Annotated in this window: 11 protein-coding genes and 1 tRNA gene; 9 read left to right on the top strand and 3 right to left on the bottom strand. The window is 41.9% G+C overall.

From position 1 onward, the window contains the following. Window positions 1–11: 11 nt before the first annotated feature. Window positions 12–1,433 (bottom strand): siroheme synthase CysG, encoded by a 1,422-nt coding sequence (gene cysG / locus EVU92_RS02660; RefSeq protein ID WP_130049906.1) that lies wholly within the window; start codon window positions 1,431–1,433, stop codon window positions 12–14. A 272-nt stretch (window positions 1,434–1,705) separates the two neighbouring features. On the opposite strand from cysG, the gene deoC reads away from it, so the two are divergent. After that, window positions 1,706–2,449 carry a deoxyribose-phosphate aldolase gene (deoC, locus tag EVU92_RS02655; protein WP_130049905.1) on the top strand — a complete coding sequence of 248 codons (744 nt, stop codon included), beginning with the start codon at window positions 1,706–1,708 and terminating at the stop codon, window positions 2,447–2,449. After that, window positions 2,439–2,939 (top strand): hypothetical protein, encoded by a 501-nt coding sequence (locus tag EVU92_RS02650; protein ID WP_130049904.1) that lies wholly within the window; start codon window positions 2,439–2,441, stop codon window positions 2,937–2,939. Before deoC ends, EVU92_RS02650 begins: the two co-directional genes overlap by 11 nt. A 44-nt stretch (window positions 2,940–2,983) precedes the next feature. On the opposite strand, the gene EVU92_RS02645 is transcribed toward EVU92_RS02650, so the two are convergent. Beyond that, window positions 2,984–4,117 (bottom strand): CsgG/HfaB family protein, encoded by a 1,134-nt coding sequence (locus EVU92_RS02645; protein ID WP_130049903.1) that lies wholly within the window; start codon window positions 4,115–4,117, stop codon window positions 2,984–2,986. A 125-nt stretch (window positions 4,118–4,242) separates the two neighbouring features. Continuing rightward, window positions 4,243–8,187, bottom strand: coding sequence for a two-component regulator propeller domain-containing protein (locus tag EVU92_RS02640; protein WP_130049902.1), 3,945 nt, complete (start codon window positions 8,185–8,187; stop codon window positions 4,243–4,245). Between the two features lie 163 nt (window positions 8,188–8,350). On the opposite strand from EVU92_RS02640, the gene EVU92_RS02635 reads away from it, so the two are divergent. From EVU92_RS02635 to rplL, 7 genes are all read left to right on the top strand, one after another. Beyond that, window positions 8,351–8,427: transfer RNA gene (locus EVU92_RS02635), tRNA-Trp, on the top strand. A 132-nt stretch (window positions 8,428–8,559) separates the two neighbouring features. After that, complete coding sequence (gene secE / locus EVU92_RS02630; RefSeq protein ID WP_130049901.1) at window positions 8,560–8,937, top strand: preprotein translocase subunit SecE; 378 nt, start codon at window positions 8,560–8,562, stop codon at window positions 8,935–8,937. Window positions 8,938–8,941: 4 nt separating this feature from the next. Next, a complete protein-coding gene (nusG, locus tag EVU92_RS02625; protein WP_054554826.1) occupies window positions 8,942–9,499 on the top strand; it encodes a transcription termination/antitermination protein NusG in 558 nt (185 codons plus the stop codon). A gap of 214 nt (window positions 9,500–9,713) precedes the next feature. Further along, window positions 9,714–10,142, top strand: coding sequence for a 50S ribosomal protein L11 (gene rplK, locus EVU92_RS02620; RefSeq protein ID WP_054554827.1), 429 nt, complete (start codon window positions 9,714–9,716; stop codon window positions 10,140–10,142). 4 nt (window positions 10,143–10,146) lie between these two features. Continuing rightward, complete coding sequence (gene rplA / locus EVU92_RS02615) at window positions 10,147–10,851, top strand: 50S ribosomal protein L1 (RefSeq protein ID WP_062568393.1); 705 nt, start codon at window positions 10,147–10,149, stop codon at window positions 10,849–10,851. Window positions 10,852–11,170: 319 nt separating this feature from the next. After that, on the top strand, window positions 11,171–11,665 hold the full coding sequence (gene rplJ / locus EVU92_RS02610; protein ID WP_130049900.1) for a 50S ribosomal protein L10: 495 nt from the start codon (window positions 11,171–11,173) through the stop codon (window positions 11,663–11,665). An 81-nt stretch (window positions 11,666–11,746) separates the two neighbouring features. Continuing rightward, complete coding sequence (gene rplL, locus EVU92_RS02605; protein WP_054554830.1) at window positions 11,747–12,109, top strand: 50S ribosomal protein L7/L12; 363 nt, start codon at window positions 11,747–11,749, stop codon at window positions 12,107–12,109. Window positions 12,110–12,227 lie beyond the last annotated feature (118 nt).

Genomic DNA, 12,227 nt, shown 5'->3' with positions numbered 1-12,227 from the left:
TAAAAGTTAAATTAAGCTACGCCAGTGATTGGCTGGGCAAAGCTGCTGGTTTGCTCGGTTTTACCAAACCATGCAAGCTGATGGTGCAATGATGCAACTTCGCCAATAATTAATAAGGCTGGTGAAATAATGCTATGGCGCGAAATCAAATCGGCCAGCTCACCTAATTGCCCTGTAACCACTCGTTGTTCTTTACGTGTGCCGTTTTCGATTATGGCAACGGGGGTGTCTGCACCGCGGCCGTGTTTCAATAATTGTGCTTGAATATGCGGTGATTTAATCACTCCCATATAAATTGCTAATGTCTGATTTGGCTTTGCGAGTGACTGCCAATCTAATTCTTGACCATCTTTTTTACAGTGACCTGTTACAAACTGAATGGCTTGCGCATGATCTCTGTGGGTAAGTGGAATACCAGCATATGCACTACAACCTGCAGCAGCAGTAATACCCGGTACAATTTGGTAACGTACTTGATTAGCGGCTAGCACTTGCACTTCCTCACCACCACGACCATAAATAAACGGGTCGCCACCTTTAATACGGCATACTTTTTTGCCTTGTTTGGCAAAATCGACCAGCATCTGATTAGTATCTTCTTGTGCAACACTATGATCGCCTAAACGTTTACCTACGCAAACTAAGTCGGCATCACGGCGTACTAAATCCATAATTTCATCAGAAACCAAGTAGTCATAAACAACGACGTCGGCTTGTTGCATTAATTGCAGTGCTTTTAGTGTTAATAACTCTGGGTCACCTGGGCCTGCACCAACAACATATACTTCGCCTTCAGGCTCTGGCTTAGCATCTAATAGTTGCTCTAATTGCGCTGAAGCAGCTTCGGTATTACCCGCTTGTACTTTGCTTACCACTGATGAATCAAATACGCCCTCCCAAAACTGGCGACGATCAGCAAAGTGTTTAAAGCGCTGTTTTACTTTATTACGGAAGCTACCTACTAATGTAGCGAGAGGACCAATATGTTGTGGAATAAGTGTTTCTAGTTTTTCACGTAAACGACGTGCTAAAACTGGTGCTGTGCCTGCACTTGAAATCGCAATTGTGATTGGATCACGGTCAACAATTGATGGAAAAATAAAGCTGCACTTAGGTTGGTCATCCACCACGTTAACGAAAATATTGCGCGCATTCGCAAGTTCGAAAACATCTTTGTTAACACTGTCTATATCAGTTGCGGCGATTACCAGCATTTGCTGATCCAGATACTGCTCTTTAAAAGTATCAGAAATCAGGTTTACTTCACCTTGCTTAGCAAGAGCGAGCAGCTCATCGCAAAACTCAGGGGCGACTAGTGTCACATTGGCACGTGCTTTTAAAAACGCACGGCATTTGCGTAATGCGACATCTCCACCGCCGACTACCAGTACTGGTTTGTCGTCTAATTTGGTAAAGATTGGTAAATATTGCACTTTGTTCTCACCCCTAAAACACATCAACGAAACTGCTTATTGCAGGCAAGCAGAATATAGTGCTCTAAAAAAAGTAAAAAATAATTAAAACCAAGTTTATATAACTAAAAGTTATACCCGGTGGTTTGTTTTGGCTTAAGACTTAGTTAACAAGGGATTGCGACGAGTTACAAGTAAATAAGTAGCCTTATGGTGATTAGTTATGATTTATAGCCGAATGATAAAAATTTGCTACTATAGGTCACTAATATGGCAACACAAATATAAGAGCTATGACTAAAATGCAAACAAGCGCTGCCCAAGCGGTGGCACTGATGGACTTAACAACTCTGAACGACAGCGACACAACAGAAACCATTAATAACTTGGTTGCCAGTATTGAGCCAAAGTTAGGTATTCCTGCTGCGGTCTGTGTATATAGCCCGTTTGTAAGCGACGCAAAGCTTGCACTCGCTGAGCGTGAACTACAGCAAGTCAAAGTAGCTACAGTTACTAACTTTCCTAGTGGGGAGCAATCGTTAGAACAAGTGATAAATGAAACGCTGTTTGCTATTGAGCGCGGAGCTGATGAAATTGATTTAGTGATCCCCTATAAAGCACTAATCGCCGGTGATGAGCGCAAAGTTTCAGAGTATGTTAAAGCGTCAAAAGAGGCATGTAGCAATAAAGCGCAACTCAAAGTGATTATAGAAAGTGGCGAATTAAGCGATGATCTCATCTCAACGGCCACTAAACTAGCAATTGAGGGCGGTGCTGATTTCGTTAAAACCAGTACCGGTAAAGTGGCTGTTAATGCAACTCTAGCTGCAACAGATACCATGTTAAACACCATAAAAGCGAGTGGTAAAAAAATTGGTTTTAAGGCTGCGGGCGGAGTCAGAACAGTCACCGATGCTGCTGAGTATTTAGCCCTCGCTGAATCAATTATGGGTGAAGCGTACTTACAACCCGAGCTATTTCGTTTTGGCGCTTCTGGGTTATTAAAAGATGTGTATGCAACATTAAATGAATCGTGAAAGTGAACGAGAGAAAATAGCACTTGAGCATGGTGCAGCAAAGTTGTTTTTGCGCTGCTACGAAAAGCAGTTTGGTGTAAGCATGCGAAATATTTGGCATAACACACCGAGTAAGCCAGACGTGAGTTGTTATAAAGGTGATGAGCGGCTCGATATTGAAGTCGCCCATTTATATGCCAGTGAAACAGAAGCAATGGCGGTGTTAGGTAGGCCGCTGTCTATCTCAATGCAACGAGATCTTGCTGAAATGGCTTTAGCTCCAAGTAACGAGCGTCTGCACTGTGCTTTGCATCGGTTGTTGGCACAAAAAGCCAAGAAACATTACGAATCTACGCAGCCTTGGTTATTAATTCGAAATGCCAGTACTATATGGCATCTTGATGATTTTAAGTCAGTACTTACTCACCTTGATGTGCCTAAGCACCATCCATTTCAACAAATTTGGTTGTTATGTGATTTTTATCGTGGTGAGCTATTACAAATTTTATAACTAAGGTTTTAAACAGCCAGTGCTGGTACTGGCTGTTAGTTTGCTTAATTAAATTTAAACATACTGCCAAGGCTTTCTAAACTTGATTTGTTCGTTTTGGCAATACACCCTGAATCATCAAGAGATTTTTTAGTCGTCTCATCCGCAAGGCCTGTCACTTTCAGCTTATTTTCTTGCTGATACTCAGTGAGTGCAATCACCGTTGCTTCATCGTACTCTACGTCTTCTACTTCATATTCTTCGTAGTGAGGCTGCCTTTTTAAATAACCTAAACAAACCAAGTTCAGTCGTGACATGGCTAAGTCTGTTTTTTCGTAGTAAGGCATTCTGTGAGTTGGAACATTAACCGATGCAACTGGCGCTTTAGCTGGTGCTGCAGCTGCGGTTACTTTTAGTGGTGCAGGTGCGGTATGGCCTGCTGCAATGGTGTTATCGCTATTATAGCGATAATAAGTTGTTGGTACTTTTGATTCCAAAAACTCAACGGCTTTGACGATGACTTCACGCAGTGCTTTTTCTTTTGGCGTGTTTGACCAGCTACTTAAGTTACCACCAACGAGTGCACCACCAAAGTTGGTAGCAGCTGATGTAAAGTCAAAATCTTTACTGCCACCCTCAACACTGGTAGCGGCTAAAATACGTGAAGTTCGCGTGTCGATCAAGCGCAAATCTATCGCCATGTGCGAACTTGAAAAACCCGCCGACACTGAGCTAAATACGTCACCGATAAAGCCACCACTGCCTACGCGGGTGCCCGAATTGTCATCATCGAATTCAGTAACAGCGGCAACTACGACAATTTCGGCACCTTCAATTTCACCATAAGCAGCACCTGAAGCTGCACTCACACGGCCTGATACAGCAAGGTCTTGTTCTGATAATACGGCATCAAGTGCTTGTCGTTCTAAGACAATAAAGCGATTGGTGCTAACTAATGCGGTTGTTAGTTGATCAGCCATACCTTCACCAATTTCTTTACGCCACCAACGTGAATCGTTTGATTTGTCAGTAAAGCGGGCAACAGCGATCCGAGCTTTTGGGCCATTGTATTGCTGCTGTGCCACTTCGTTTATATCTGGGCTATTGTTATTGCTTGTGGTGGTCGAAGTACTTTGGCATGCAGTCAGTGCCGCAGCAAGTAACGTAATCGAAATCGCTTTGTGTGTTTTGGTGAGCATATGACTTTCCTTAACTTATATCTCATGCAGTAAATAACGCCGCAATATGGGCTTTGTTGTTATTAATGTTTATATGGATAAGCTATAAAAATCAGTGTTTTATTGATAGCACTCAGACGAAAAGTTTATTCACTGATGCGAAATTCAACGCGTTTTTGATATTTTTCTCGGTACTGTTTTGGTGATAAGCCAACATAGCTCTTAAAGCTTCGCGCAAAATAGCTTTGCGAACTAAAGCCCGCTTGCTCTGCTACTTTACCAATCGCTAAATGGCCATCGACTAGCTGTTTCTTTGCAAACTCTAAGCGAGTATTGCGTAAATAGTCAGAGGGAGTTTGTGAATACAAGGCTTTCATTTTTAGTTGCAGAGCACGGGAGCTTAAACATAAGGCTGAGGCTAATTGCTCAACCGAAAAGTTTTCATCTTGATAATGGGCTTGTACTACTTGCTTGAGTTTTTCAGTGAAGGAATAATCTTTATTTTGTACTGTCAATGCGCCTGTATCACTATTCAGAGGAGCTGCCAGTTGGGCTGTTAGATGCTGGTTTAAAATTTGTCTAAGATTAAGCAATCCTTTTACTCTGCTTACTAGTAAAGTGGGCTCAAAAGGTTTGCTCAAAAAGTCATCGGCTAATAAATCAAGTCCTTTCAAGCGGCTGTGGGTATCTGCTTTAGCTGAAAGTAATAACACCGGAATATGGCTGGTGGCCGGGTTTGCTCTGAGTGCTGCTAACAGTTGATAGCCATTCATATTCGGCATCATTACATCACTGATAATGAGCTCTGGTAGGTCTGATTGGCATAAATCAAGCGCTTGCTGACCATCAGCTGCACAGATGCAGTTAAATTCTGCATTAAACAAAGCAAGTAGTAGTTCAGCCATTTCCTTATTATCTTCAACAATCAGTAATGTCTGTTGTGAGTTGCGTAGTTGCGTAATGCTATTAACCTGATTTTCAGCACACTCAACCATAGGCAATGACACAGTAAAGCAACTTCCCTCAGCAATTTTACTGCTTACGCTGATAGACCCACCGTATTGTTCTACAAGCTGCTTTACTAAGCTCAGGCCAATACCACTGCCAGGCTCTGATGATGCTACGCGGGTAAAGCGCTGAAAAATCGACTGTTGATGTTCACTGGCAATACCCACACCTGTATCAGTAATTTTAAAAATCAGTTGTTGCTGCACTTCATCAAGTTGAATATCGACTTTACCGCCGTTAGGCGTGTACTTAAGCGCATTACTTATCAGGTTACTGAAAATAGAATGAGCATGTTCGGGAGCAAGGTTAATCTTACATGTTGTTGAGGTAGTATCATCAAAGCTAAATTGCAGTTGTTTTTGCTCAAACAGAGCACTGAAATCTGCCACTAAGTCTGTTAAAAAGGTTGTAATGGAATAAGGGCTAACTGTGTAAATAGCTGTACTAGGGCGTTGACTCAATTGTAAAAGTTGATTGATCAGTTCAAGTAAGCGTTGGCAGTTACGTTTAATACTAGCCAGTTGATTTTGAGCTTGGGGGTCTGTATTACTTCGCTGTAACTGGCTGATCGGGGCAAGTATTAAACTCAATGGTGTTTTTAGCTCATGGCTAATGTTATCTAAAAATTGATCTTTTAATTTGTTTAGCTCAATCTCGGTTTGTTTTTCTTGCTCTGCGAGTTTGCGTTTGTACAAGGAATTTAAAAGAAGCCAGGTCAGTGTTAAAGCACAAATAAAGTAAATAGCATAGGCTAATTTACTTTGCCACCAAGGAGGCACAACAGTTAATGTTAGTAGCTTTTTGCTGTCACTCCATTGCCCATATTGATCTTTCGCTTTTATTAATAATTTGTAGTTCCCAGCAGGGAGCTGAGGGTAATTAATTTGTCTAAGGGATGCATCTGTATATAAAAATTGTTCATCAAAGCCAGCAAGCATGTAGCCGAATTGGTAGTGCTTTGGTGTCGATCCGTTTTTTAATGCACTAAATTTAAAGCCGATAACGCCAGCAGATTTTGCAAACGCAAATGTCTGAGTTGCACTCGCAAGGGTATTTGCTTGCTTATCGAAGTGATTACTCTTAATGACTCTGTTGTTTAATAATAATTCGGTTAAAACAGGGGTAGGGGGAGAGTGCGATAACTTTAGTTGCTCAGGATAAAAATGATTATAACCATTGATGCCACCAAAAAATAACTCGCCATCGTCTGCTTGAAAGCTCGCACCCAGTATAAAAGATTGGTGCTGAATGCCATCTTCTGGCAAAAACTGCTGCATTTGCTCTGTGGTGGGGTTATAGCGAGTGAGTCCGCCATTGGTTGCTAGCCAAAGCATACCTTGCTTATCGGCGAGAATGTCAAAAATGTTATCGTTCGCCAAACCTTGTTGCTCAGTAATTTGTTTCACCCTGAAGTTATGCTTATTAACTTGATTCAAGCCTTGCATGGTGCCAACCCAAACACTATCGCCATTCAATAATAAAGAGGTGACCATGTTATGGCTGAGCCCAGCTCCGTTAGAGCCTTGATCATCTAATAAACTAAATTGCTTCGTAGTGATATCCAGTTTATTGAGCCCTGCTCGAGTGCCGACCCAAAGTGAGTGCTCTTCACTATCGTAAGCAAGAGTAAATACGGTGTTATTGGCAAGACTGTTTTGAGAATCACTATGTTTATAGTGAGTAACTTTGCCTGATTTTGGCTCAAAGCGAGTTAACCCTTGGTTACTCCCAAGCCAAAGAGCACCAACTTTGTCGCTAGTTATTGCGTATACACGGTCACTGGCTAGCTGGTGGCTTTGCATAGTGAAGGCTTTAAATTCATCACGACTATCTAGATACTTAATTAAGCCACCACCGTAAGTACCTATCCATAACTGCTTGTTAGCATCTTCATGAAGGGCAAATATATTATTATTTGGCAGGGCATTTTTATAATGTTGGTAACCAAACGCTGTTTGACGGTTGAGTCCGTCACGGGTGCCAATCCATACCTCGCCATTGGCTCTTTTTATTATTGAGCGAACAAAATTATGACTTAGTGAATTTGGCTGTGAGGTTTGTAACTGATGAGAAAACTGCTGTTGCTTAGGATCATAGCGATGCACACCATAACCATCGGTGCCCAACCAAATAATGCCTTGTGAATCTTGATAAAGAGATAGGAGAAAGTCGCTAGTCAAGCCATTGGGGTTTTGCTTGTCATGGTCGTATCGAATGTATTGGTCTTGTAAGTCAGCACCTGCAGGTAAAAAGTATAGACCTCGCCCGTAGCTTGTAAGCCAAAGGTTTTGCTGTTGGTCAATAAGGCTGTCAGTGATCCAGACACCATTTAACTGTTCGATTTGCTCACTGGTTTGCGTAAGTAAATCAAGTGTATATAAGCCTTGCTTTGCACCAATAAGCAGTTTTTCATGATTCAACAATTTTAGATGCCAGAGCGGTGAAGTGATTTGAGTATGTTGAGTAAATTGCTCTGTGCTTGGGTTAAATGAAATAAGTCCCATATCAGTGGCAAGCCAAATGAGTTCATCGGTAATAACAATGTCACGTACAAGCGGCAACTGTTGATCTTTTTTGTATTGGAAATGTTCAAATTTTTGGTTTGATATATCAAAACGAGTTAACTTACCATGTTCGTGACCTAGCCAAAGAACATCACCTTTAGCCAGTACCATTGACCAAATTTTATCTTCACTTAGTCCTGCCTCATTAGAAGTCGAATAAACCTCAAATTGGCCAGTCTCAGGATTGAGTTTATTGAGTCCTTTGCTGGCGGTCGAAAACCACAGCTGATTATTACTGTCCTTGGCACAGCCTGTGATCCAATTTCCAGAAATACTTTTATTATTGCTGTTAGCTTTGAAGCGTTTAAATTCATAACCATCAAAGCGGTTCAAACCTCCCTGTGTGGCAAACCATAAAAAGCCTTGCTGATCAGTTATGCTGCAAGTGATAGAGTTTTGACTTAGACCTTGTTGGCTATTAAAAGTAGCTAGGTGTAACGAGCGAGCATTAGCCTGCTTACATATCAAGGTGACGAGGCATAACAGTACAATATTAAAAGAGAGTTTAAATGGCAGCACACTGATCCATGTAGTTTTTTAGTTCCTATATCGGGTTTATAATAAACTGCTTTTTAATCAATGTTAATATTGATTTTTAAACGAACTGATGAGATTTTAACTAATGGGTATCTTTTACTCTTGTGTTAATGAATTGCGTAAGTATAATAGGCATCCACTTTGCAGGGGCGTAGTTCCAATTGGTAGAACAGCGGTCTCCAAAACCGACGGTTGGGAGTTCGAATCTCTCCGCCCCTGCCACTTTTTAAACAATGTGTGTTGAGTCTGAATTTAAAAATCGGTTTAAACAAGTCAGTTTTTAAGTTTAGATTTTAATGGATTAACCCTGCCAGAGCGCAGGGTTGTTGTGTCTGTAGTTAAGGTAAAAATATTATGAGCACGAATGTAGAAACACCATCAAGTGCGATGGATTCAGTAAAGTGGATTGTAGCAATTGCGCTACTAGCAGGCGCAGTCGTTGGTAACCACATGTTTGCAGACCAATCTGTATTATTACGTGCTATTGGTGTAGTGGTTGCTGTTGCAGCTGGTTTAGGCATTGCCTCACTAACTGAAAAAGGTCGTACTTTTCTTGCGTTTGCAAAAGAGTCACGTATCGAAGTACGTAAAGTTGTGTGGCCAACTCGCCAAGAAACAACACATACGACATTAATTGTAATGGTTGCAACTGTGATTATGGCACTTATCCTTTGGGGATTAGATGGCATTTTGTTCCGCGCAGTAGGCTTTTTAACTGGATTGGAGATCTAATCCCATGTCGGATGAGAAGAACGAAAAGAAACTACGTTGGTACGTAGTGCAAGCTTTCTCTGGTTACGAGAAGCGTGTAGCACAAACTATTCTTGAGCACATCAAGATTGAAGGTTTGGAAGATAGTTTTGGTGAAGTATTAGTACCAACTGAAGAAGTTGTTGAGATGCGCGCTGGTCAAAAGCGTAAATCTGAGCGCAAATTCTTCCCAGGTTATGTACTAGTTCAAATGGACATGAACGATGCAAGCTGGCACTTAGTGAACAGCACAGCACGTGTTATGGGCTTCATTGGTGGTACGTCTGATCGTCCAGCTCCAATCAGCCAAAAAGAAGCTGATCGCATCTTGAACCGTCTGCAAGAGAACTCTGAAGCGCCTAAGCCTGCAACATTATTTGAACCAGGTGAAGTTGTTCGTGTTATCGATGGCCCATTTGCTGACTTCAGCGGTGTTGTGGAAGAAGTTGATTACGAGAAGAGCCGCGTAAAAGTGTCTGTTCTTATCTTCGGTCGTTCGACACCTGTTGACCTTGAATTCGGTCAAGTTGAGCAAGACAAGTAAGTAAGAAATTAAAGCTGCCAAAATTGTTTAATATTTTGGCAATAAGCTTGAAAAAGGCCGCTGATTAACTTATAATCAGCGGCCTTTTTGTGTTAGGGCAAGTTATAACTTGTTTTATCACTAAAAAGTGAGAACCAATTTTTAAACTGGGAAGCCGTTAGAGTACGCGTCCTCGCGCGCACAAGGCTATGACCCACCAAATGAGGTATTTATTATGGCTAAAAAAGTTGAAGCTATTATCAAGCTACAAGTTGCCGCTGGTATGGCTAACCCTAGTCCTCCAGTAGGTCCAGCACTAGGTCAACACGGTGTAAACATCATGGAATTCTGTAAAGCGTTCAACGCACGTACAGAGTCTATCGAAAAAGGCGCTCCAGTTCCTGTAGTGATCTCTGTTTACGGTGACCGTTCTTTCACGTTCGACATGAAAACTCCACCGGCTGCTTACTTACTTAAGAAAGCTGCAGGTATCAAATCAGGTTCTGGCCGTCCTAACACTGAAAAAGTGGGTACAGTAACTCGTGCTCAACTTGAAGAAATCGTTGAGACAAAACGACCTGACCTTACAGCGGCTGATATGGACGCTGCAGTTCGCACTATCGCAGGTTCTGCGCGTGCGATGGGCTTGAACGTAGAGGACTAAGATAATGGCAAAATTAACTAAACGTATGCGTACAATCCGCGAAAAAGTGGATGCGACTAAAGATTACGAAATCAACGAAGCAGTTGCTCTTTTAAAAGAGTTAGCGACAGCTAAATTCGTAGAAAGTGTTGACGTTGCTGTTAACCTTGGTATCGATGCTCGTAAATCTGACCAAAACGTACGTGGTGCAACTGTACTACCTAACGGTACTGGTCGTGAAGTTCGTGTTGCTGTATTCACACAAGGCGCTAACGCAGATGCTGCGAAAGAAGCTGGTGCTGAATTAGTGGGCATGGAAGATCTTGCTGAACAAGTTAAGAAAGGCGAGATGAACTTTGACGTTGTTGTTGCATCTCCAGACGCTATGCGTGTTGTTGGTCAACTAGGTCAAATCTTAGGTCCACGTGGTCTAATGCCAAACCCTAAAACTGGTACTGTAACGCCTAACGTTGCAGAAGCAGTTAAAAATGCGAAAGCAGGTCAAGTTCGTTACCGTAACGACAAGAACGGTATCATCCATACTACTATCGGTAAGGTTGATTTCACTGCTGAGCAACTTCAACAAAACCTTGAAGCTCTTATTGTTGCGCTTAAGAAGGCTAAACCTTCTCAAGCAAAAGGTACTTACGTGAAGAAAGTAACTATCTCTACAACAATGGGCGCAGGTGTTGCTGTTGACCAAAACTCTCTAAGCACAGTTGTTGCTTAATTAAGAGTTTACATGGCGCGAAATTTGAACTATAATTTTGCGCCATTTTGTTGAGAAAGTTAATTTCAAAACAAGTAAAGAATTCGGGTTGAAGTCCATAATTTCGTAATGCTCTCGGGTAAAAACGATAAATTGGGCTTCCGTCCAAGACCGTAGGCGGCTTCTGCCTTAATATTTTACCTACGTAGACGGTGTGAATCCCCAGATAGATTTTTCCTAATCTTCTGGCTCTCGCCGTAAAAAGCATCTCCATCTTAGATGGGGAAGAGTAGAACAGGGAAGCCAATTTCGGCAACCCATTAAACCAGGAGTAACACCCATGGCTTTAAATCTTCAAGGCAAAAAAGCAATTGTTGCTGAAGTCAACGAAGCAGCCACTGGTGCTCTTTCTGCAGTTGTTGCAGATTCTCGTGGTGTAACAGTTGGTGCTATCACTGCCCTTCGTAAAGAAGCTCGTGAAGCTGGTGTATGGATGAAAGTTGTTCGTAACACTTTAGCTAAACGTGCTATTGAAGGTACAGATTTTGAGTGCCTTTCTGACTCACTTGTTGGTCCAAGCTTAATCGCTTTCTCTTCAGAGCACCCAGGTGCTGCTGCGCGTATCTTCAAAGATTTCGCGAAGAAGAACGAGAAATTCGAAGTTAAGACGGCTGCATTTGAAGGTAACGTAGTAGACGCAGCTATGCTAGCAACTCTACCTACTTACGACGAAGCTGTTGCACGCTTAATGAGCGCTATGAAAGAAGCGTCTGCAGGTAAATTGTGTAAAACAATTGAAGCAGTACGTGTACAGAAAGAAGAGCAAGCTGCTTAATTTTAAGCTGTTTTTTTGTTCACTTTCGGTGTAATATTTTTTTTGGGCTATATTTAGTCCGTAATAATTAGGAAATTTGTAATGTCTGTAACTAAAGACCAAATCCTTGATGCTATTGCTGAAATGTCAGTAATGGACGTTGTTGCTCTAGTTGAAGCAATGGAAGAAAAATTCGGCGTAACTGCAGCAGCTGCTGTTGTTGCTGGTCCTGCTGCTGAAGCAGCTGAAGAAAAGACTGAGTTCGACGTAATCCTTACTGGCGCTGGCGCTAACAAGGTTGCAGCTATCAAAGCTGTACGTGGTGCTACTGGTCTTGGCCTTAAAGAAGCTAAAGCACTTGTTGAAGCAGCTCCTGCACCTATCAAAGAAGGTGTATCTAAAGAAGAAGCTGAAGCACTTGCAAAAGACCTTACTGAAGCTGGTGCTGAAGTTGAGGTTAAGTAATCTAGCTTACGCTAGGTTCGCTGCCTGAGTAATCAGGCAAGGGCTGGTGATTATTTAATCACCGGCCTTTTTGCGCTATGGAGCGATGCAATCCTGTAACGCAAATAAAATCTAATTT

The sequence above is a fragment of the Pseudoalteromonas sp. MEBiC 03485 genome (assembly GCF_004195145.1).
GTDB classification, from domain to species: Bacteria; Pseudomonadota; Gammaproteobacteria; order Enterobacterales; family Alteromonadaceae; genus Pseudoalteromonas; species Pseudoalteromonas apostichopi.
The sequence above is the reverse complement of the archived record's forward strand: the minus strand, read 5'-3'. Positions and strand labels throughout refer to the sequence as shown.

Excerpts from the sequence above, each read along its gene's own strand:
- EVU92_RS02645 (WP_130049903.1), bottom strand. The coding sequence starts at position 4,117 with ATGCTCACCAAAACACACAAAGCGATTTCGATTACGTTACTTGCTGCG.
- nusG (WP_054554826.1), top strand. The coding sequence starts at position 8,942 with ATGTCGGATGAGAAGAACGAAAAGAAACTACGTTGGTACGTAGTGCAA.
- rplL (WP_054554830.1), top strand. The coding sequence starts at position 11,747 with ATGTCTGTAACTAAAGACCAAATCCTTGATGCTATTGCTGAAATGTCA.
- secE (WP_130049901.1), top strand. The coding sequence starts at position 8,560 with ATGAGCACGAATGTAGAAACACCATCAAGTGCGATGGATTCAGTAAAG.
- EVU92_RS02650 (WP_130049904.1), top strand. The coding sequence starts at position 2,439 with ATGAATCGTGAAAGTGAACGAGAGAAAATAGCACTTGAGCATGGTGCA.
- rplK (WP_054554827.1), top strand. The coding sequence starts at position 9,714 with ATGGCTAAAAAAGTTGAAGCTATTATCAAGCTACAAGTTGCCGCTGGT.
- rplJ (WP_130049900.1), top strand. The coding sequence starts at position 11,171 with ATGGCTTTAAATCTTCAAGGCAAAAAAGCAATTGTTGCTGAAGTCAAC.
- rplA (WP_062568393.1), top strand. The coding sequence starts at position 10,147 with ATGGCAAAATTAACTAAACGTATGCGTACAATCCGCGAAAAAGTGGAT.
- deoC (WP_130049905.1), top strand. The coding sequence starts at position 1,706 with ATGACTAAAATGCAAACAAGCGCTGCCCAAGCGGTGGCACTGATGGAC.